The organism is Ignavibacteriota bacterium (assembly GCA_016707525.1).
In the GTDB taxonomy this organism is placed as follows: Bacteria; Bacteroidota; Ignavibacteria; order UBA10030; family UBA6906; genus JAGDMK01.
Window position 1 is genome coordinate 73,327 of record JADJHP010000015.1, and the last position, 21,513, is coordinate 94,839.

Genomic DNA, 21,513 nt, shown 5'->3' on the forward strand with positions numbered 1-21,513 from the left:
ATGCGCCGGCGATCTACTTGTCCTTCTTCACTGCCGACGTCTCGCTGAACACGCGGGAGACCGCGCTCACCATGCCGGCGACGTCCGCAAGGTTCGACGGAATGATCATCGTGTTGTTCGTCTTGGCGAGTTTGCCGAATTCGCCCAGGTAGGCCTCGGCGATACGAAGGTTCACCGCATCCATCCCCCCTCTGTCGCTGATGGCATTGGCGATCTCACGGATACCCTTTGCCGTGGCGAACGCGACCCGCTCGATCTCCGAGGCGCGGCCTTCCGCTTCGTTGATCCGCTTCATCTTCTCGCCCTCGGACTTCGCGATCGCTTCCTGTTTGTCGCCTTCCGCCCGGTTGATCTTGGCCTGCTTGTCGCCTTCCGACTCCGCGATCAATGCGCGCTTTTCACGCTCGGCGCGCATCTGCTTCTCCATAGCGTCCTTGATGCTTGCAGGAGGGACGATGTTCTTGATCTCGTAGCGGGTGACCTTCAGGCCCCACGGCTCGGCCGCCTTGTCCACCGACCTGACGATCTCGTGGTTGATCTTCTCGCGTTCTTCAAAGGTCCGGTCCAGTTCGATCTTGCCCACCTCGCTGCGCATCGTTGTCTGGGCGAGCTGGATCGAAGCGAACGCATATTCGCTGATGCCGTACGAGGCTTTGACGGGATCCACGATCTGAAAGTAGAGGATGCCGTCGACCTCCACCTGGATGTTATCCTTGGTGATACATGCCTGGGGCGGGACATCCATCGCGACCTCCTTCAGCATGTGCTTGTACGCGATACGGTCCACGAACGGTACGAGGATGTGGAACCCGGCTTCCAGAGTCCGGCTGTACTTCCCGAGGCGCTCGACGATGAACACGGTCTTCTGGGGAACCACGCGCGCCGTCTTGAGCAACATGATGAAGGCCAGAAAGATCAGGCCTATGATGATGATGGTCTCGAACATGGGCTGCTCCATGGGCTTGTCTGGTTATGAAAGAGGTTTGACATGAAGTGTGAGATTGTCCTGGCCGGTGATCTCGACGGTCTGGCCGGCAGGGATCATGACATCGGCTTCCGCGGTCCATGATGTTCCATGGAATTCGACGCGACCGCCCGCCACTCCCGGCGTGATGGCCTGCAGGACGACCACACGTTGCCCCTGCACGTCATCCATGGACGAACCGGGGTTCAAGACGCGGCTGACCTTTCCCTCGAACAGGTGCTTGCCCTTCCTGCGGAAGACGGCGAGACAGGTCACGGAGGAGATCAGAAAGACGAGGAGTTGCGCATTGAACGAAGGCAGAAGCCCGAAGCCGACGAGCAATGCGGTGATCCACGCGCCGAACCCGAAGAAGATGATGACGAAGCCGGGGAGCGCGAGTTCAGAGACGAGGAGAACGAGGCCGACCAGGAACCAGAGGAGTTCGGCGCTTGCATTATCGAGCATGGTGTTCATTCCTGTGAAGTGTGCTGGATGATACGACAGGGCAGGAACGGTGTTGCAAACTACGCGGAAGTTGTGAAAATGTCAACAACGAGGGGTTTTTGCTGGGCTTTCCAATTCAGATATCAGAATTCAGCCATCTGATATCTGAATTGAAAAGCGAAGATCACAACGACAGTCCGACGGCAATAGTGTGTCCGTTGCCAAGTGCGGTGGCGAGTTTGCTGTATGCGTAGTCCACGGAAACGATCCCGTACCGCACGCCTCCGCCAAGGCTCACGCCACGCCCTTCGGATCCGGATTGGTAGCCGGCACGCACTGCGACCATGTTCAGGAACACGATCTCGCCGCCGAGCGCGGCGAGCGTTCTGCCCTCGCGGAACAGATGAAGGCCATCCACTGCGAGCGTGGCCTGCGCATCGATCGATGGCAACGCCAACGGGTACGCCACACCGAAGCGGGCGAGGAATGGCAGGGTGACGCTCTCATTGCGCATGGCATTCATGCTGCCGATGTTCGCAAGGGCAACGCCGGCCACAAGCCCCTCGACCGGTGTGTCCATCTGGACGCCGATGTCTCCGGCGATCCCGGAGGCGTTATCCACAAGGATCTGTTCGTAGAGGTAGCGGACCGAGACGCCGGCGCGGATATGTTCCGCGAGCTGGCGCGCATAGGAGACGCCGACGGCCAGATCGCGTGCGGTGAACGTCCCCTGCGCCTCACCGGGCCGGGTACGGATCTCGATGTCGGACACGGTGGTGGTATTCACCGACACACCGAGTGCATCGCTCTCGCCAAGGCCGAATGCCGTGCCGATGAATTGCGTCCGCGTGTCCTGGATCCATTCCTTGTGCATCACCATGAATGTCGGCGCTGCCGGCGTTCGTGTGAGGATCCCCGCGGGGTTATAATACGTTGCGGCCGCGCCTGACGCAGAGGCCGTCATGGCGTCGCCCATGGCGACACCCTGCGAGGAGACCCCGAGTTTCAGGAACGCCATCCCCGATGCGCCGGTCCCGGCTGTGGCGGGAACGGCCTGGAGGAGGGCAGCCCCTGCAAGGGCGGCCACACACATGCTGTGCGCAAAGGGTCGTCGGATGGTGATGGTCACGGTCTTCTCCTTCTCAGAAAGCGACTGCGAGCGAGATCATATGGAGCGGCGACGGGGAGAACGGCTCCAGAACGAGCGCGTAATGCACCGCCGGCATCCATGAACCCAGCGCTGTACGCGCGGTGAATCCGAATGATGGCCGCACCCCGTTCCCCTGTTCACTGACGTCCATGCGGTCGATGCCCGCGCGGATGGTGAATTCAGGGACGAGCGGCACTTCAACGCCTGCCCGTGCGATCGTGGACGACCGGTTGGAGTGCTCGAGTTCCACGGCGACGAGCGCGATACTGTCGGGCAGCATGTAAGACACTGCGCCCGTCACAAGGAAGGGGAACTTGTCTTCGGTGGTCTGGCCGTTCTGGCCGAACAGCGTCGATGTGTCCCACTTGTATCGCGAGTTGATGTCGCGGGCGGTAAGTGCGACCGTCACGCCGCCTCCCGCATGGTAGAGAGCACCCACGTCGATACCGACCGTCGTTGATGACACGTCCGTATACAGATGAAAATAATAGAGCTTCAGGGCGATGCCCAGTTGCAGGGCATCGGAGACCCGCACGCCGAATCCGAGGAACGCCTGATTCTCGGACGTGCGCAGCGCGCCCGTCTGCTTCCCGTCGCTGTCCCGGCCATCGATCCCGCTGACCCCGGCATTGATGAGCCCGAGGGAGATGCCCGCCTTGGGGCGCAATGCCTGGGTGTACGAGACAAAGTTCAGGCTGCGATCCAGACTGAGGATGCCAAAGGATGCCGTGGCGTTGCGCGACGCGGCAGACGGGGAGAGGGCAGGGTTGTAGTACGACACGACGTCGCCTGCAGTCACGGCCGACATCGCATTGCCCATGGCCATGCCACGGGCGCCGAACCCGAGGCGCGAGAAGGCACCGGGTTCGCCACCGATCTGTGCGAACACGCCCGATGATATGGCGGCCACGCTCATGAGGACGGCCGCTGCCGTCCGCACGCAACGATTGTGCACGGCTGGTAGTCTCATTGCAGCACCATGATCTTGCCCCACATCGGTTCACCGCCGTCGATGATGACGCGGTAGAAATACACGCCGTTCTTCACACGATCGCCTGTATCATTCAGGCCGTTCCACGTCTCATCATGTTCTCCCGCGCCCGTCCGCTGTGCATCGTTCAGGACCGTCCGCACGCGGTTCATCCCGAAGTCGAAGACCTCGATCGTCACGGCGCCTGACGCAGCGGTCAATGCATAGTGGATGCGCACGGTCTCGATCCGCGGCGCGAAGGGATTGGGATATGCGTACACGCTCGAAGGTGAGGGAAGCGGGGCAAAGGAACGGAGAATGCTCCATGACGTCCCGAATGCCGTTCCCGGCGCGTCCACGGTCTTCACGAGTCCTTCCGAACTGCCTGCAAAGACCGTATCGCCGAGGATCCCGACCGCATAGAAGCGGCTCGCGGTGATGCGTTCCCTCGTCGCCGCATCGATCACATCGCCGGACCGTTGCCAGCTGTTGCCGGCATCCGCGGACCGGTACAGGCCGCCTTCTGCCGCGGCATACACGATGGAGTCACGGAACGCGAAATCGTAGACCTTGATCCCGTGCAGGAAATTCTTCCACGTGCGCCCGCCGTCCTCCGTCATCGACACGCCGTACTCCTGTCCCGCGCCCTCCGCAGGCCAGTTGGTCGTCCAGACACGTACGCCGCTGCTCACACGCTGGCTCCCGATCGCGATGACCCAGTCGCTGAGGATGTGCTCGACCTGGTTGTCGCGCGTGAACTTCGTCCAGCTCTTCCCGCCGTCCACCGATCTGTTCACGCCACCCGCCGTCCCGGCCCAGATCGTGTCGTCGCTCTGCACATGCACAGCAAAGCCAAGATAGTTGTTGTCCTGGCGGGGATCGATCTTGTAGTTCACCAGTGTATCCGTCGGCGCAATGGAGGAGAGCAATTCCGAGGGAAGAACGGTCCGCTGCCAGGTCGCGCCACGGTCGGTGGACTTCCGGATACCGCTGGACCAGCTTGCGATCCAGACTGTGCCGTTCCCCAGGGAGATGTCGAATGTGACATTCTGCTCATCCACGACGATCGGGAGGAACTTGACCGTGTTGATGCCGTAGGTAACAAGGCTGTCCGACACGTTGTCGAGCGCCTGGGGGATGCCCGTCCACGACGCACCGTTGTTCAGCGTGTAGGTGTATCCCGCACCCGTCTGCACCGATGAACCTTCGAGGTCCTGTGAGAATCCCGTGGACGTCCACAGGGTATCATCGTTGAGCGCAATCGAGAAGATCCCCTTCCGGGCGAACCGGGCGTCGTTCGCGTAGCTCTCCCAGGTGCGGCCGCCGTTCGTGCTGCGGGCCAGGCCGCTGCTGGTGCCGATCCAGAGCGTCGTCCCCCGCACAGCGATGTGCGAGACACTGTTGCTCGGGATCGTGGAGGTGATCTCCCCGGCAGTGGCATCGAGGGTGTATGCGGAAAGGAACCTGGACTGTCCGTGTGCAGGCATCGCAACCAGGCCCATGACAGCCGCGAGGACGATGATCGGGTACACTGTTCGGCGTGTCATGGCGGTCAGTTGATGGTGATGATGCGTGTGGAATCCGCCCGCGCCCCGGCGCGGTCGGTTGCGGAGAACCGGAACGTCTTGGCTCCCGTCGAGGTCGCTGCATCGATCGAAAGGCGGCGGGACCAGATGCCGTCCGCGGCGACCGAATCGCCGTGGGTCGTCACATCGCCGTCGTCGTACATGGAAATGATCGTCGGACTGGTCGAACTGAGATTGATGAAATACACCGAGTCAATGTCCGACCGTCCGTTCGCATCGGTGACCGCAGCGAAGAAGGAGACGGGGATGGACCCGCTGCCCGGTCGGGTGATGGTCGCGGGGACCGTGAGGGCGGCAAACCGTGGCCCTTCATTGTTCGCCGACCGCAGGAGGACGTTGCTCTGCCTCCCACCGGCATCAACACCGGTGTATTCGAAGAGAATAGCGGAGACGACCGTGGTGGGGCGGACCCAGCGGTATGCGCTGAAGATACCGTCGCCGGCAATGGCGTCGCCATGCGCCCGGGTGCCGTCGTCAAACAACTGCGTGGCGGACGAATCCTTGCTCGCGCGTGCGCGGACCGTCACCCGTGCGACATCGCCCAGGCCGTTGGAATCCGATGCCTGCACGCTGAGCGCGAAGAGGGCGGAGTCGCCGGACATGCTGATCTGCCGGGCGCCCGCAAGGGCGAGGGTGGGTGAGGCATTACCGATGCGTACGTTCAGGGAGATGCTGGTGGTCGTGCTGCGGAAGCCGGAGCCGTCCGTGGCCGTGAGCTCCACGCGGTACGCACCTCTGAGGGCGCGGGTGGCGTCGAATGTGATCGCGGTGCTGTAGTCCCGGGTCAGGCCGTTGTTCCCGGTCACGCCGGCCTGCATCGTTCCGGTGGCGATCACCGATGTGCCGGAAGGGGAGTACAATGTCCATCGCACCTCACGAATATCGGAAACTCCCTGGGGATCGGAGACCAATGCGGCGATGTACGCGGAGAGGCGGTACACGCCACCTTGCTGCGGCAGGGCATCCAGATCGAATGCCGCCGGTGTGGCAGAGGCCGATTCCAGAACAGGGGAGGTTCCCGTCAGGTCTGCAACAGTGGACGGGTTTTCTTCGCAGCCCGAAAGGGCCGCGACAAGAAGAACGAAGAATGCTTTTCGCACGTGCTTCACCGAGCGCTGGTGATGTGATTCTTTTGGACCTTGAACAGCTGCAGTACCAACGCCGAGTGTGCCGGTTCCTCTTCTATGCGTGGGTGTGTGAGTAGAGTAACCAAAGAGTACTCAAAACCTCCGACAAAGTCAAGGTCCTGCCCGGGCTTCCGGAGCTTACTTGCATTCGCGGATGAACATTCGTTTCTTTAAGGATATTCCGCATGCAGCTCGCATCACGTGAAGAGGCCAGGTATGTTCAGGGATGGGTTCGGCAGGGTACTCTGGTGTGTCATGGTGTGCATGACCTCGGCCGCGATCGCGGGTGCGCCCGCGCGCAGCGGCAGGGAGCCCGGCACAGCAACAGGTGTCGTGCCCGGTGTCGTTATCGTCGCGATGCGTGAAGGCTCGTCGGCCACGACCACCGGTGTACAGGGAGGTCGGGCCGTGCCGGGCAGCGCTCTCCGGAAAGCCGGCGTTGTCTCCGCCCGCCAGATGTTTCCCCAGGTGCTTGCAACTCCCGACAGCCGGCGTGCCGCGTCCCTCGCGCCCCTCGGCCGCATCTTTGCCTGTGAGATCCCGGCGGATGCCGATCCCCGCGACGTTGCCGCACGCCTCGCGCGCTCACCCGATGTCGAGTATGCCGAACCACGCTATCTCCATACCCTGTACGATACACCGAACGATCCGCTGCTTGCAAGTCAGAATTCCGCCTTCACCCAGTTGAACGCTTTCGCGGGATGGACGGCGGCCAAGGGGCTGTCGACGGTCCTTATCGCAACCGTTGACGGCGGGACCTACTGGCAGCATGAGGATCTTCTCCCGAACGTCCGCATCAACACGGTCGAGGATGTGAACAAGAACGGCCTCTTCGATGCCCCGGACAACAACGGGATCGATGACGATGGGAACGGATTCGTCGACGATGTGGTGGGTTGGAACTTCGCGAACGGCACGAACGATCCATCCGGCCTGAGTGCGATGCCTCAGAGCCATGCGCACGGCACGGCGACGGCAAGCCACTTCGGTGCCGCGTCAAACAACGGCGTCGGCATGGCCGGGTCGTCCTGGAACTGCGCGCTCCTGCCGGTCTGTGCCGCCTCGTCAACCGCCGACAATTCGATCGCGTACGGCTATGAGGGCATCGTGTATGCCGCGGCACGCGGTGCTACGGTCATCAATTGCAGCTGGGGACGCCTTGGTGGATATTCGCGTTTCGAACAGGAGGTGATCACCTCGGTGACCGCCGGCGGTGCGTTGGTGGTCGCTGCGGCAGGCAACGACAACGTGAACCTTGACTCGACCCCGCACTACCCGGCCTGCTATCGCGGCGTACTCGCCGTCGGTGCCACGGCATCCGCCAGCGATGCCCGTGCCTCGTTTTCGAATTACGGCACCAACGTGCCGGTGTTCGCGCCGGGAGTGAACATCGAGAGCGCGTTCGTCGGTGGCGGGTACGGCAATGGCGGGAGCGGAACGTCGTACTCGAGTCCGCTCGTGGCGGGCCTCGCGGGACTCCTGAAGTCGTCTCGTCCAACACTCACACCTGAACAGATCGCCGCGCAGATCCGTGCGACCGCCGACCCGATCGATGCCGCGAACCCGGGATACGCCGGCCTTCTCGGCAAAGGCCGTGCGAACTTCGCCCGCGCACTCACGGAGAACAACCCTGCGGTGGGAGTGACCGAAGCAACGGTCCTGTCGATGAGTGGCCGGACATTCTTTCTCCCCGGTGATACGATCCTGCTGTCGCTCACGCTGAAGAATCCGCTCTTCCTGACAGCATCCACTATCTCGTTCGCTTCTGCTTCATCCCATGCGCTCGTGACCCCTCTCGACGCTCCGGGCCCGGTCTCGTCCCTTGCGTCGGGCCAGACCATCCAGCCAGTGCCATTCCGCTTCACGGTCGGCGCTGTCACTGCTGCGACGAACGTTGTCCTGACCGTGCGGTGGACGATCGACGGTGCCAACGGTGACGGGTTCGCTGCTTCCGCGATGCTCTTCCCGGTGTTGCCGCAGTGGGTGATGCAGCTCGATGGCGCAGATGCGGCGTTCTTCAGCGTGTGCGCGGTCAGTACGTCCGTCGTGTGGGCCTCCGGCGGCAGCGGCACAGCGACACTGCCCATGGTCGTGCGAAGTACGGATGGGGGCGCGAATTGGTCGGACCGGACCGGTAATCTTCAGAATGTGGATCTCTATTGCCTGTCCGCTCTTGATGCGAATCGTGCGTGGGCTGGCACCAGCGATGGGAAGATCTTTGCCACAACGAACGGCGGTGCGAGCTGGGACCGGCAATCCTATCCGGGCAGGCAGAGTCCGTTCATCAATGGCATCCGCATGTTCCCGGATGGAACGGGATACGCGCAGGGTGATCCGCCCGGCGATGGCAAGTTCGTGGTCCTGAAGACCACGGATTTCGGCGGGACGTGGGCACACCTGGCGGCCGAGCCGCAGGGGACCACGGGTGAGGCGGGTTGGAACAACTCCTTCGTGTGGACGGACACGCAGCACGGATGGTTCGGGACGAATCATAGCAAGGTCTGGAGGACCACCGATGGTGGTGCGTCCTGGTCGTCGGGATCCACCGGCTCCAACAACTCGTTCGGCGTTGCCTTCCGCGATACGCTCACCGGGTACGCGATCCATGACGGCGGCTACGTGGTGCGCACGACGAACGGCGGACAGAACTGGGCCGCGCTACCGTCTGCGACCACGAACAACATCTATGCTGTCGCGGCGCCGGCCGGCACACAGTCCGTGTGGTTCATCACCGCGGCCGACCCGTTCCGCTCGCGCAATGAGGGAAGTGCGTGGACGACCGAGTCGCTGTTCCCGTTCCTGGGCTCACTCAATCATCTGTCGTTCGTTGATACGACGGCCGGATGGGTGGTCACCTCGTTCGGCGAGATCCTGAAATATACAGCCCCCGTCGTGACCGGCATCGCGCACGGGCCTTCCGGCGACGTGCCGTCGGGCTTCGCCGTATTGCGCAACTATCCCAATCCCTTCAACGGGAGTTCACGCATCACCTACCGCGTTCCGGGAGCATCCGCATACCGCATCGGTGTCCGGGTGTTCGACATGCTGGGGAGGGAAGTGGCTGTCCTTGCTGATGGCGTGCAGGGCCCGGGCGAGCACACGGTGGAATTCGATGCGCGTGGCCGCGCGAGCGGTGTGTACATCTGTGTGCTTGATGCAGTTCCTGTCTCCGGCGGGACAACCGTCCGGCTGACCCATCCCATGATCCTTGTACGGTAGACCCATGCGATCGCTCGCGCTTCTCCTGATCATTGCTGTCGCTCATGTGCACGCCGCTTCGCAGTTCGAAGGTACGATCGTCAGTGCGAACCGGAGCATGGATGATGGCGGATCGCCGCAAGTATACCAGATGACCATCCATGTGAAGAAGTCCATGGTGCGTGTGGAGGTGCCCTCGTTCGCCGGCATGCCGGCATCGACCGCGATCTTCCGCCGTGACCGGAAGGTCACCTGGATGCTCGATGCTGCCAGCCGGACGTACTTCGAGATCCGCGTCCCGCAGGGCGGCGTGAACGATGAACGGGCCAGGGAGAAGAAGGACGCGCCGGTGGTCCAGCGGACGAAGAAGACGAAGAAACTCCTCGGCTTCATGTGCGAGCAGGTGATCGTCACGCGCAGCGACATGCGGACCGAGGTCTGGGGTGCGCGGGGGCTGGAGGACCTGGCAGCGGTGCTCGCCGATGCATTGGACAATGGCCAGGGGCCCGCATCGGATGACGTCATCGCGGCCATCGGACTCTTTCCATTGTTCTCCACGACCACCTACGAGGGCCGGGAGCTGGAATCGCAGGAGGTCACCAGGATCGAACGCAAGGTGTTGGATCCCGCGTTGTTCGAGATACCCCAGGGCTATGCGAAACAGAAGGCTGCCGATGTAGAATAGCTGCACCATCCACCGCAACGATCCAACCGCCACACGCTCAAGGAATCCGGTCCCATGTCCACCCCGACTCCCCACACCCCGATCGTTCCACCAGAATCCACCATGAAGGAATTCAGCGCCCGGTCCGTTGTGCTCGGCGTGTTCCTGGCCATGATCATGGGCGCAGCCAACGCGTACCTGGGCCTCAAAGCCGGCATGACCATCGCCGCCACCTACACCACCGCGGTGGTCGGGATGGCCGTGCTGAAGACGGTGAAGGGCACCCTGCTCGAGGAGAACACGACCAGAACGGTCGGATCGATCGGAGGGAACGTCGCCACCGGCGCGATCTTCACGCTTCCCGCGTTCTTCATCGCGTCCGTCTGGAATCCGTTCTTCTCCATGAACCATTACGTGATCTCAACGATCGTGCTTGCGGTGGCCGGCATTCTCGGCATCATGTTCGTGACGATCCTCAGGCGCGTGCTGGTGGAGGACCGCGAGCTGCCCTTCCCGGAATCCATCGCTGCGGCCGAGATCCACAAGTCCGGCCAGGGCGGCACCCAGAATTCGCGCTTCCTCTTCAGCGGGATGGGACTCGGGGCGCTCTTTGGAGCGCTCGTGGAATTCAAGGTCATTGCCTCCGGCTGGCAGTGGATCCTCAAGTTGACGAAGGGGACGCTCCTGTTCCGCGCGCCCGGTATGAACCCCGCGTTCTTCGGGGTCGGATACATCATCGGGCCGAAACTCGGCGCAGTGAACTTCAGCGGCGGCGTGCTGGCGTGGGGCCTGCTGACCCCGGTCATTGCCTACTTCATGCACCGGGAGAACCCGGGCGCGGTCACGGATTGGGCGGCGGAGATGACCGCAGTGTGGAAAGGGACGGTCCGCTATATTGCCATCGGCGGCATGCTCACCGGTGCGTTCTACACGCTCTACAAGATGCGCGGCAGCCTCGTCAGCGGCATCACGCGCTCCGTAGGCTACCTGCGGCATTCGGCAGGTGGCGGGGCCGTCCTGCGGACCGACCGTGACATCTCGCTCCGGTGGTCGCTGCCGGCATTCGGCGCGATCCTGGTGGTCATGTTCTTCATCTTCCAGCATTTCGCCGGAGCGTGGATGCCGGCAGGCGTCGCCTCCGTGGTGATGCTCGTGCTCGGCTTCGTGTTCGCCGCGGTGTCCGGTTACCTCGTCGGCATCATCGGCGTGAGCAACAATCCCACCAGCGGCCTCACCGTGTCGGTCCTCATCGTGGTCGCGTTCCTGATGCTTGCCCTCGGCATGAGCGGCGAGCCGGCCGTGGCCGCGGTCCTCGGCGTTGCAGCCTTCACCTGCACGAGCGTATCGGTGGCAGGCGAGATGATGCAGGACCTCAAGGCCGGACACATCCTGGGGTGTACGCCGTGGAAGATGCAGGTGGGCGACATGATCAGCGTCACGGCTGCATCACTGGTGATGTTTCTGGTGCTGTCGCTGCTCCATCTGGGCGATCTGAAGCGCGCCGTGGGGGAAGAACTGGAACGGCTCCAGCAGGCGGGCACGACCACCGTGATGTACAAAGGAAATGAACCCACGATGATGGGCAAGATGTTCACGCTGGATGAAGTGCGGACACTCACCCCGGAACAACAGAACGATGTACTGGGGACCCAGGCCGGGTTCGGCGGCGAGAGACTGCCGGCCCCGCAGGCCAGCCTGATGGCCGTGGTGACGCGCGGGATCGTGGAAGCGAAAGCGGAATTGATCCTGATCCTCACCGGCGTGTTCTTTGGCCTTGCCCTCATCCTCATGCAGGTGAAGAGCCCCATGCTCATCTCGGTGGGTATGTACCTGCCGATCGACACCACGTTCGCGATCTTCGCCGGCGGATTGATGAAAGGGGCGTTGGAGAAGTTGCTCGCCGCCCGGAAGGTGGAAGGGGCGGCAAAGGAACGGATCGACAATATCGGCGTGCTGCTCGCCTCCGGCCTTATCGCAGGCGAGGCGTTGCTCGGATTGCTCTTTGCCGGGCTCGCGTTCGCGGAGGTCGGGCTCCCGCATCTGTTCGCACAGCCGTCGTATCTGCTGAGCCTCGTCGCCATCGGGATCCTTGCGCTTGTCCTTGTCCGGGTCCCGCTGAAGCAGGCGGACTAGCCGCTGCCCGGGGGCTGTTGCCCATCATTCATGAAGGAGGATGCGGTGCATCTCACCTATCTTCTCAGGAACCTGCGGTACCGCATCATACCCGGCACCACGGAGATCGTTCGCAGGCTGCGACGCGAGCAGGACCCCGGGTACGTGTACGAACGCGACCGGCATCCGGTCCGCGAAAAACACCACGGTAGTGGGGGATGGAAGGAAGAGCACGCGGGGGATCTGCACTACCGCGACTACGCGTCCTACGATGAATACGTGGCACACCAGCAGCAGAAGTTCACGGAGATGCTGAAGTTGAAGGGCGGGTTCACCGGGAAGCAGATCCTCGAATACCGGGAGAGGTTCTATCGCCGTTTCCGGCATCTGCCGGCGTATCTCGCTCCCGATGCCGTGATCGTGTGCGCGGGGGCCCGGCAGGGGACCGAGGTGGAAGTGCTGCGCGATATCGGCTTCCGGAACGCCTATGGCATCGATCTGAATCCGGGGCCGGACAATCCGCTGGTCCGCCCGGGCGATTTCATGAAAATGGAGAACGCACCGGGCACGGTGGACCTCATCTACAGCAATTGTCTCGATCACGCGTTCGATCTCGATGGCTTCCTGCGCGAGCACCGGCGTGTGCTGAAGCCCGAAGGGTATGCGTTGTACGACTTTGTTCCTGCAGGTGGGACGGGAGCATTCGAGGCGGTGGAATGGGATTCCGAAGAGGCGCTGCTCAAACCACTCCTCGCATCGTACCGGTCGGTCGTGAAGCTTGAATCCGAGGAACACTGGAAGTGGATACTGATGCAGGGGCCGCGGCCGGACGATACGATCGACCGCCTCCTGCAACGCGCGCGGAATGTGGGGGAACGGCATGGCTGATGAACGCGCCGCAGAGGCCGGACCGATCCTGGTTCCACTCAGCGTCTATGACAGCTACCGGCCCATCCGGGAACTGTCGCACTGGCTCATCAATTTTCTGATCGGCATCGCCGTCCTGTCCGTCGTGTCGTTCGGATCCGGATTGCTGCAGCAGCGGCTCCTTGCACAGATCCAACAGGGCGTCCAGGTCCCCCAGGAGATCGTGGAGGCGAATGACAACCGTCAGTTCGTGATCGGCATGATGGAACTTGGGTCCATCGTGACCACCGGGATCCTGTTCCTGACGTGGATGCGGCGGGCCTACAACAATGTGCCGGCATTCGGGATGGAAGGGCCGGCGTATTCACCCGGGTGGGCGGTGTGGGGATTCTTTGTCCCGTTCCTCAACCTCGTGCGTCCCTACCAGGTCATGAAAGAGTTGTGGCGTGCAAGTGACCCCGGGGTGAGGCCGGGCCCGGGCTGGGTGAACGCCCGCGTTTCACCGCTTGTGGGGTGGTGGTGGGGAATGTACCTGATCATGAATTTCATGGCGACCATCGTCATGCGCGTGGTGCTTGACGGGGGCACGACAGCGGCGGATCTTCGTTTGGTGACACAGCTCGATGCACTTTCAAGTGCGCTGACCATTCCCGCTGCGGTTCTGGCAGCGGGGGTCGTGCACGAGATCATGGTAAAGCAGGCCCAGAAACGGGATATTACTGCGCCAACACACGGGTAAGGTATCTCTTCCGTATACGATCGTGTTGCTTCCCTGGCCCGGTGTGATCCGGGCCAGAGTGCTTTGGAGCGGTACAATTCTCTTCTTGACTTTGTGCTCTATAGAGAGCATATTTAACCCTATTAGTTGTTTGGAAAGACAAATTAATCCCGGTGCGTCATTCGCTGAAGCGCTCTGATTTCCGGGGCGCTCCCGTCATTTCCCCGATCGCGGTCACGCATCATCCCCGAAAGGCTGGCACATGTCCCACACCTCCGTAGAGAGCGGATCACCCGTGCGTTGGGTCCCGACCCTCTATTTCGCTGAGGGGCTGCCTTTCGTTGCCATTGCAACCGTCTCTACTCTCATGTATAAAGGTCTGGGGGTCAGCGACGCTCAGATCGCCTTCTGGACCTCGCTGGTGATGCTCCCATGGACCCTGAAGCCGTTGTGGGGCCCGCTTCTCGAGATGTTCCGCACCAAGAAGTGGTTCGTCGTCCTCACGCAGTCGGTCATCGGTGTTTGCTTCGCCCTGCTCGCGTTCTCCCTCCCTCTCAGCGCATTCTTCCAATACTCGCTGGCGCTCTTTGCGATCATCGCATTCAACGGGGCCACGCACGACATCGCTGCCGACGGGTTGTACATCTCCGTCCTCTCGGAGAAACGGCAAAGTGAATTCGTCGGGTGGCAGGGGGCATCGTACAACACCGCGAAGATCTTCACGCAGGGACTCCTCGTCTATATCGCCGGTCAGCTCGAGACCAGCATCGGCGTCGTGAATGCCTGGATGATCGTCATGGGTGTGTTCGGCGCGATCATGCTGATCCTCAGCCTGTACCACTCGCGCTTCCTCCCTGCAGGTGCCGATGCGGGCGTGCGGCCGACGGCGGCCGATGCAGCGCGGACCGTCAGGGATGTGATCCGGACGTTCTTCACGAAGAAGCACGTGTGGGCCGGGATCGCCTTCATCATCCTCTATCGCTTCGCCGAAGGGCAGGCGGTGAAGATCGTGCCGCTCTTCATGAAGGCTGCGCGTGAGCAGGGTGGATTGGCGCTCTCGACCTCGGAGATCGGTATCATCTACGGGACCTTCGGCGTTGCCGCATTCGTCCTCGGATCGATCCTCGCCGGGTACTTCACCGCACGGCGCGGCCTCCGGCGTTCTCTGATGATCCTGTGCGCGTTCTTCAACATCCCGTTCGCGGTGTATGCCTTCCTTGCCATCCTCCAGCCAACGGATCTGCTTGCGATCGGCGCGGCGGTGGTCTTCGAATATTTCGGCTACGGGTTCGGGTTCGTGGGGCTGACGTTGTTCATGATGCAGCAGATCGCCCCGGGAAAGTACCGCACGGCGCACTACGCGTTCGCGACCGGCATCATGAGCCTGGGCATGATGATCCCCTCGATGCTCAGCGGGTTCATCAGCGATTGGCTCGGCTATCGCGAGTTCTTCATCTGGGTGGTGATCGCAACGATCCCATCCTTTGTGGTCACATGGCTGGTGCCGTTCCGCGACGTCGCGGCTGAAGAAGGGACTGCAGGGGGAGAGGTGTGATGTGCAGGAAGAGATCGTGGTGCGCGCCTCTCCGCCGCCGCAACTGAACATAGTGTAAGGATCGCTTATGCGTTACGGTTACTTCGATGATGACAGATGTGAATATGTGATCGAGAAGCCGGATGTTCCGGTCTCCTGGACGAATTACCTCGGCGTGAAGGACCTGTGTACCGTGATCTCGCACAATGCGGGCGGGTACTCCTTCTACAAAAGCGCGGAACATCACCGCATCACGCGCTTCCGCCAGAATGGTGTCCCTCTCGACCGCCCGGGACACTACGTCTATATCCGCGACGATGATACCGGTGAATTCTGGTCCGTGTCCTGGCAGCCGGTCGGCAAAGACCTTGCCAGCGCGAAGTACGAGGTCCGCCACGGCCTTTCCTATACCCGCTTTTCCAGCCAGTACCGCGACATCAACGCACGCCAGACGGTCTTCATCCCCGTGGACGACGATGTCGAGCTCTGGGATGTCGTGATCGGCAATACCGGGTCCACGCCGCGCCGGTTGAGTGTCTTCGCCTACGTCGAGTTCTCGTTCCACCACATCGAGATCGACAACCAGAACCTCCAGATGTCGCTCTATGCCAGCGGGTCCAGCTATAAGGACGGCATCATCGAATATGATTTCTTCTACGAGCCGTGGACCTTCCACTACTTCACGACCGACGGCACGCCGGACAGCTTCGACTGTCTGCGCGACCGGTTCATTGGCGTCTACCGTACGGAGACCGATCCGCAGGCGGTGGTGAAGGGGGTGTGCAGCGGCAGCAGTGAACTCGGCGGGAATCATTGCGGTGCGCTCCATCGCCGCATCACCCTGGCCCCGGGCGCGGAGCAGCGGCTGCTCTTCATGCTCGGCGTGGGCCCGAGGGCGGCCGGGGCGACGATGCGCGAGAAATATGCGCAGCCTGCTGCCGTGGATGCGGCATTCGATGGCCTCAGGAAGTACTGGGCAGCCAAGAGGGCCATGTTCCAGTGTTCCACCCCGCATGCCGGCATGAATGCGATGCTGAACACATGGACGCTGCTTCAGGCCGAGACCTGCGTCGTGTGGTCGCGCTTTGCATCCTTCATTGAGGTCGGTGGGCGCACCGGCCTGGGGTACCGTGATACGTCGCAGGACGTCATGGCGGTCCCGCATACCAATCCTGATGCCGTGCGGGGGCGGATCCTCGAACTCCTGCACGGGCAGGTGAGCCAGGGGTACGGATTGCATCTCTTCGATCCGGACGTCTTCAAGCCGCGCGAGGAGAAGCTCCCCGGCGTGAAGCTGCCTACCGTGGTGCCGACACCGAACATCTCCGACATCATCCATGGCCTCAAGGACACATGCTCGGACGATGCGCTCTGGCTTGTGCCGTCGATCTGTGAGTATGTGAAAGAGACCGGCGACCTTGCGTTCTTCGATCATGTGGTGCCGTTCGCCGACACAGGCGAAGGGACGGTGTATGAGCACATGAAGCGGGCCCTGGACTTCTCGGCAGAACAGATCGGTGCCACCGGCATCTGCAAAGGCCTGCGCGCCGATTGGAACGACTGTCTGAACCTGGGCGGCGGCGAGAGCGCCATGGTCTCGTTCCTGCACCACTGGGCACTCGTGTATTTCATCGAAGCAGCGGCGTTCCTGAAGCGGCCGGAGGATGTGACAACGTACACGGCGATGGCCGAGACGGTGCGCGCAACCTGCGAGCGTGAACTGTGGGATGGCGAGTGGTACATCCGCGGTTTCACCCGCAAGGGGATCAAGATCTGGTCGAAGGAGAATGCGGAAGGGAAGATCTTCCTCGAGAGCAACAGCCTCGCGGTCCTCTCCGATGCCGCTTCCCCGGAGCGCGGCAACATGGCTGTGGATGCGATCTACCGGCACCTCTTCTCGAAAGAACACGGCATCCATCTCGTGTGGCCGGCGTTCACGAAGCCGGACGATGACATCGGCTATGTGACGCGTGTCTACCGCGGCATCAAGGAGAACGGCGCCATCTTCAGCCATCCCAACCCCTGGGCCTGGGTGGCGGCGTGCAAACTCGGCCGCGGGACCACGGCGATGGAATTCCACGATGCGTTGCTGCCGTACAATCACAATGATGATGTCGAGGTGCGCGAAGCGGAACCGTACTCCTATGTGCAGTTCGTCATGGGGCGCGACCACACGGCGCATGGCCGCGGGCGTCATCCCTGGCTGACGGGAAGCGGCGGGTGGGCGTACTATGCCGCCACGCACTGGATGCTCGGCGTCCGTCCGGGGTACGATGCGCTGACGCTCGATCCGTGCATCCCGGCGGCATGGCCCGGTTTCGAAGTGACGAGGCAATGGCGCGGCGCCACGTACCACATCGCCGTGAAGAACCCCTCGGGCGTCGAAAAAGGCGTCAAGAGCGTGACGCTCAACGGCCAGAAGGTCTGCTGCGCGGTCCCCGTGCAGGCACCCGGCACGGTGAACACGATAGAAGTGGTTATGGGGTGATGAATTAAGAATGAAGAACTAAGATTTCTTAGTTCGTAATTGAAAAGCCCGGAATCTCTTCCGGGCTTTTTTTTCATGCCACAGGGCGGTGCATGCACCGCCCCTACAAAGGCCAACACCGGATGCGCCACGACAACAGCCAACACCGGATGCGCCACGACAACAGCCGACACCGGATGGATAGCGCTCCGCCGGTGCCGCCTATTTTTCACACCGCAGTGTCATGATCCCGAACGCCGGCAATGACAATGCTTCGCCGGCCTCACCCTCCTTCGTCTCGAACACTGAACTCCGGTACACCTTCGACGGCCGCAGTCCCTTCCACTGAAGAGAGAAGTTCTCGGGTTTGCCGCTGCAATTGAAGAGGCGCACCATCACCGCTTTGCCATCCGCGCTCGGCTTGACGGACGTTGCCGCGACCCCCGGAACCGACACGCTGAACAGGGTGAGAGGAAGGGGGGACGAAGCCGCTGTTGTGCGCACGATGAGAGGTTGGTTCTGCTCGACGCCGCGGCGGTACGCATCGGCAGCATTGAAGATGCCGTGCGTGTACAGGGCGAACGTCACCGTCGCCGGCCCCGGCTGATCGGCAGCGTAGTTCGTATGCCAGTAGTTGTTCATCACGTAGGAGTAGAAATTCGTCCCGGCGGGCAACGTGGTCCTCCACTGACGCAGGCCACGGGCATCCGGCGACTCATCCACCATCGCGCCGAGCTGCACGAGGGGCGATTCGACCGTCACCCAGGTGAGTCCGCGGTCCTGGTTCGAAAGGTCCAACCATCTGCCCGTCGAGAAGTACTCCATGTTGGATCCCGGAAGCTGGTCCGCTCCCGGCCGCATGATCCCCCAGCTGCCATCCAGCCGGAACGTCCCTTCCGCGGGTTGCGCCGGGAAGCCGAAGTGGACCGCTTCCTTCTCCCGCACCTTCTCGCGGTCCATGGTGTTCACCATCACCACGCGTTCCAGTCCGTCCACGATGCGGTATTCCTGCACCAGCGAACGGCATCCGGGGGCAGACGAGGTCACACGCACCGTGGCAACCAGCGGACCGTTGTCCACGATCTGGAAGGATGTACCCACCGACGTGCGTGCCTTCGCGGGATCCTTCCCTGGCACATACAGATACTGATTCAATCCGGAACCCTCGCCGGTCTTCACGTATTCCATTCCGAAGCGGTCCTTCAGACTCGTGATCGTCCCGGCAGTGCGGTCGATGGTCACGGTCAGGATGCCGTTGCTCACGACGTTGCCGGTGACCCGCACGCCACCCGCGGCTGGTGCTTTCCCTTCAACAATGGTGTAGCGGAAGGAGCCCAGTGACGGCACGCTGCGCGCGAGGAAGGCGAGGTCGCCGCTGGCCAAACGCTGCGAGGGGACAGCGCGGCCATCCGGGCCGAGGACGACGTCGCCTGCAGCGCTTTGCTCACGCGAGACGGTCACGACGTCGGTGCGTTCCCAGGACGAGGTATTCAGCACATCCACGGCATTGCCCGCGGTTGCACCGAGCACCTGGGAGAAGATCGCGCGCGACTTCTTATCAGCGTCCGTCATATACGCCATCTTCACGCGCAGCTGCTCTACTGCGAACGGGTTCTCCGGATCGCTCACGCTGTTGTGGGCACCCCAGGTGTGCTCGGTCGAGAGGTGCACGTTCCTCCATGCATCGTCCCATTGGGCCGCAGGGGGGACCGGCGTACCCGTGATGCATGCGAGTGCCTCTGCCTGCACAAGCCGTTCGGACGAGCGCCGGACAAGCGCCAGCTCGCGGAACGTGGAGAGTGCACCATCTTCCCAGTACGGCGTGATATCGCCGGCGAACGACGGGAGCACCGATCCCCAGCGGCGCTCGAATTCTTCGAACATCTGACGCGATGTGGAGACGACGAATTTCGGGGACACGTACTTCTCATTCCATTTCTTCACGAACTCCGGCAGGTCCGGGTCGGTCGGCCCGTTGTCCGCGATGATCGTGTACCGCATCTGGACCATGTCATAGGGGTAACTCTGTGCGTCGAGTTCGCGCATGTACGCGAAGACCTTCGTTGCGGGTTCGGCATCCGACTTCCCGACGGTGCCGCCATGGAATGCCGAGTAGCCGTGTCCGGCCACCCAGAAGAGGACCTTGTCCTGTCCGGAAGGTGAGACCCAGTAGAACGGCCGGTCGCCCCACGTACGGTTGAAGTGCCCGACACGGTCGCCCCCACCCACGAGGCCGGGGATGAAATTCGGGCCGCTGGAGAAATACTTGATCCCGGCCTGGGCGAGTCCCGCTACGGTGGCCCACGTGCCGCCGGGGATGTCGCTGATCATCGCATCATTCACCGTCACGCCGTACTCCGTGGCGATCTTCCGGGCGAAATCGGTGATCCTGATGAGCTCCTCGGGCCGCGCGATCCCCCGTGAGCGGATTGGTATAGAACGCGTTCAGTCCGATCCCGCCTTCCTTCACGATCGCGATGAATTCCTTCTTCTCTGCCTCCGTTGCCGTCTCCAGGAAACTCTGGACGGCCCACATGATCTCGGAATTCCACTTGAAGCGCGCCTCCTTGGGATACGATGCGGTCTTCCGGTAGAGCGCCATCGCGTCGCGGAGGTTCTTCAGCTGCTTCTTCTCGACGTCCACCTGGAGGTCCGAATAGCCGATGTCATTGTGTGAGTGGTGGACCATCCAGAGTTCGCGGTGGGCGACGGGCTTGAGGATGACGTCCTGCGCGAAGGTTGGGTGGCCCGGCCGTGTGATCATGACGCGCACCGGCGTGGGGACGGTGACCGCGTCCACCGTGAACTGCACCTGGTTGAAGCCGAGCTTCAACTTCACATTCATGGATTCCTGCCCGGGCACCGAGATCTTCGCAGAGGATGCGGGCTCGATGACGTCGAACAGCACATCGATGATCTGTTTATTCCCATTCGTTCCGGCGAGGATGGCCGGCTGGGGCTGGATCGCGAGGGAATCCCGGATGGCATACTTGAATGTCATGTACCAATCGCGCCGGTTCGCGTTCTCGCCGGTGATACCGAATGTGACGGGCTGCCCCTTCGTGAGCAGCTTCATGGGTACGGTACAATGCATGTAGCCGTACAGGTCGTTCACGGAATCTTCCCACTTCGTATCGAAGGAGAGCGTGACGCCATCCCTGCCTTTCACGGTCCATTGCCGGAGCGGCTGTTCCTTCTTCGTCGTGAAGCTGAGGGTCTCGGAGCCGTTAAGGCTCAGATGGAACGTGGCGTCGGCGGCGCTCGTGCCGCTGGAATGTGCTGCTACCCATACGAATTCTATGGCGTCGCCGGAGGCGTTCGCGGGCACCGGATCGGTGTCCCAGCGGATCGTGCTCTTTCCGTCAACGCAGCGTGTGAGGAGTGACGTGGTGGCATAGGGATGGAACGAGCGGTAGCCCAGATGTTCGCCGCTGACCTCCCGGGCGTACCCGTTGACAACGGTGTTACCGGTGTATGCGGTCACGGCTCCGGCACACAAGAGAAGGGTGAGACAACAGATGAAACGCATAAGGTGCTCCTGGATGGAACGGGTGATGGGTCTGTGAATGAAAGAATTATTGGCTTCGTCTGCAAGAGCTATTGTTTTGCGCGCCGGGCTCTTCGGACATAACGATATGGTAACATTGCCGCCACAACCCGGTCATGGCAGTTCCGTATCTCAAGGTGAACCTCACGCGATCAACTACAGAGG

General features: G+C 62.0%; 15 protein-coding genes. 7 read left to right on the top strand and 8 right to left on the bottom strand.

Annotated features, from left to right (window positions below; all coding sequences use genetic code 11):
• Positions 1 to 13: 13 nt before the first annotated feature.
• From IPI01_19200 to IPI01_19225, 6 genes are all read right to left on the bottom strand, one after another.
• On the bottom strand, positions 14 to 946 hold the full coding sequence (locus IPI01_19200) for an SPFH/Band 7/PHB domain protein (GenBank protein ID MBK7259882.1): 933 nt from the start codon (positions 944 to 946) through the stop codon (positions 14 to 16).
• Between the two features lie 24 nt (positions 947 to 970).
• A complete protein-coding gene (locus IPI01_19205; GenBank protein ID MBK7259883.1) occupies positions 971 to 1,429 on the bottom strand; it encodes an NfeD family protein in 459 nt (152 codons plus the stop codon).
• A 163-nt stretch (positions 1,430 to 1,592) separates the two neighbouring features.
• Positions 1,593 to 2,537, bottom strand: a complete 945-nt coding sequence (locus tag IPI01_19210; protein MBK7259884.1) for a PorV/PorQ family protein — start codon at positions 2,535 to 2,537, stop codon at positions 1,593 to 1,595.
• Positions 2,538 to 2,550: 13 nt separating this feature from the next.
• Positions 2,551 to 3,528, bottom strand: coding sequence for a hypothetical protein (locus IPI01_19215; GenBank protein ID MBK7259885.1), 978 nt, complete (start codon positions 3,526 to 3,528; stop codon positions 2,551 to 2,553).
• Positions 3,525 to 5,075 (bottom strand): hypothetical protein, encoded by a 1,551-nt coding sequence (locus tag IPI01_19220; GenBank protein ID MBK7259886.1) that lies wholly within the window; start codon positions 5,073 to 5,075, stop codon positions 3,525 to 3,527. The genes IPI01_19215 and IPI01_19220 overlap by 4 nt, the downstream gene beginning before the upstream one ends.
• 5 nt (positions 5,076 to 5,080) lie before the next feature.
• Positions 5,081 to 6,214 carry a hypothetical protein gene (locus IPI01_19225; protein MBK7259887.1) on the bottom strand — a complete coding sequence of 378 codons (1,134 nt, stop codon included), beginning with the start codon at positions 6,212 to 6,214 and terminating at the stop codon, positions 5,081 to 5,083.
• Between the two features lie 243 nt (positions 6,215 to 6,457).
• On the opposite strand from IPI01_19225, the gene IPI01_19230 reads away from it, so the two are divergent.
• The 7 genes from IPI01_19230 to IPI01_19260 all read left to right on the top strand — a co-directional run bounded on the left by IPI01_19230 (position 6,458) and on the right by IPI01_19260 (position 17,822).
• Positions 6,458 to 9,460 carry a S8 family serine peptidase gene (locus tag IPI01_19230; protein MBK7259888.1) on the top strand — a complete coding sequence of 1,001 codons (3,003 nt, stop codon included), beginning with the start codon at positions 6,458 to 6,460 and terminating at the stop codon, positions 9,458 to 9,460.
• Positions 9,461 to 9,464: 4 nt separating this feature from the next.
• The gene (locus IPI01_19235) at positions 9,465 to 10,124 is read left to right on the top strand and encodes a DUF4412 domain-containing protein (protein MBK7259889.1); all 660 of its coding nucleotides are present in this window, start codon (positions 9,465 to 9,467) and stop codon (positions 10,122 to 10,124) included.
• Positions 10,125 to 10,178: 54 nt separating this feature from the next.
• Positions 10,179 to 12,236, top strand: a complete 2,058-nt coding sequence (locus tag IPI01_19240) for an oligopeptide transporter, OPT family (GenBank protein MBK7259890.1) — start codon at positions 10,179 to 10,181, stop codon at positions 12,234 to 12,236.
• A gap of 45 nt (positions 12,237 to 12,281) precedes the next feature.
• On the top strand, positions 12,282 to 13,103 hold the full coding sequence (locus IPI01_19245) for a methyltransferase domain-containing protein (GenBank protein MBK7259891.1): 822 nt from the start codon (positions 12,282 to 12,284) through the stop codon (positions 13,101 to 13,103).
• On the top strand, positions 13,096 to 13,821 hold the full coding sequence (locus IPI01_19250) for a DUF4328 domain-containing protein (GenBank protein ID MBK7259892.1): 726 nt from the start codon (positions 13,096 to 13,098) through the stop codon (positions 13,819 to 13,821). Before IPI01_19245 ends, IPI01_19250 begins: the two co-directional genes overlap by 8 nt.
• Before the next feature lie 241 nt (positions 13,822 to 14,062).
• The gene (locus tag IPI01_19255) at positions 14,063 to 15,355 is read left to right on the top strand and encodes an MFS transporter (protein ID MBK7259893.1); all 1,293 of its coding nucleotides are present in this window, start codon (positions 14,063 to 14,065) and stop codon (positions 15,353 to 15,355) included.
• A 67-nt stretch (positions 15,356 to 15,422) separates the two neighbouring features.
• Positions 15,423 to 17,822 (top strand): N,N'-diacetylchitobiose phosphorylase, encoded by a 2,400-nt coding sequence (locus tag IPI01_19260; GenBank protein ID MBK7259894.1) that lies wholly within the window; start codon positions 15,423 to 15,425, stop codon positions 17,820 to 17,822.
• Positions 17,823 to 18,023: 201 nt separating this feature from the next.
• On the opposite strand, the gene IPI01_19265 is transcribed toward IPI01_19260, so the two are convergent.
• Complete coding sequence (locus tag IPI01_19265) at positions 18,024 to 20,150, bottom strand: hypothetical protein (GenBank protein ID MBK7259895.1); 2,127 nt, start codon at positions 20,148 to 20,150, stop codon at positions 18,024 to 18,026.
• Complete coding sequence (locus tag IPI01_19270) at positions 20,137 to 21,330, bottom strand: hypothetical protein (protein ID MBK7259896.1); 1,194 nt, start codon at positions 21,328 to 21,330, stop codon at positions 20,137 to 20,139. The genes IPI01_19265 and IPI01_19270 overlap by 14 nt, the downstream gene beginning before the upstream one ends.
• Positions 21,331 to 21,513 lie beyond the last annotated feature (183 nt).

Bases quoted from the DNA above. Each gene is read 5' to 3' on its own strand.
- IPI01_19220 (MBK7259886.1), bottom strand. From the start codon at position 5,075: ATGACACGCCGAACAGTGTACCCGATCATCGTCCTCGCGGCTGTCATG.
- IPI01_19250 (MBK7259892.1), top strand. From the start codon at position 13,096: ATGGCTGATGAACGCGCCGCAGAGGCCGGACCGATCCTGGTTCCACTC.
- IPI01_19260 (MBK7259894.1), top strand. From the start codon at position 15,423: ATGCGTTACGGTTACTTCGATGATGACAGATGTGAATATGTGATCGAG.
- IPI01_19255 (MBK7259893.1), top strand. From the start codon at position 14,063: ATGTCCCACACCTCCGTAGAGAGCGGATCACCCGTGCGTTGGGTCCCG.
- IPI01_19215 (MBK7259885.1), bottom strand. From the start codon at position 3,528: ATGAGACTACCAGCCGTGCACAATCGTTGCGTGCGGACGGCAGCGGCC.
- IPI01_19230 (MBK7259888.1), top strand. From the start codon at position 6,458: ATGTTCAGGGATGGGTTCGGCAGGGTACTCTGGTGTGTCATGGTGTGC.
- IPI01_19200 (MBK7259882.1), bottom strand. From the start codon at position 946: ATGTTCGAGACCATCATCATCATAGGCCTGATCTTTCTGGCCTTCATC.
- IPI01_19235 (MBK7259889.1), top strand. From the start codon at position 9,465: ATGCGATCGCTCGCGCTTCTCCTGATCATTGCTGTCGCTCATGTGCAC.
- IPI01_19205 (MBK7259883.1), bottom strand. From the start codon at position 1,429: ATGCTCGATAATGCAAGCGCCGAACTCCTCTGGTTCCTGGTCGGCCTC.
- IPI01_19270 (MBK7259896.1), bottom strand. From the start codon at position 21,330: ATGCGTTTCATCTGTTGTCTCACCCTTCTCTTGTGTGCCGGAGCCGTG.
- IPI01_19240 (MBK7259890.1), top strand. From the start codon at position 10,179: ATGTCCACCCCGACTCCCCACACCCCGATCGTTCCACCAGAATCCACC.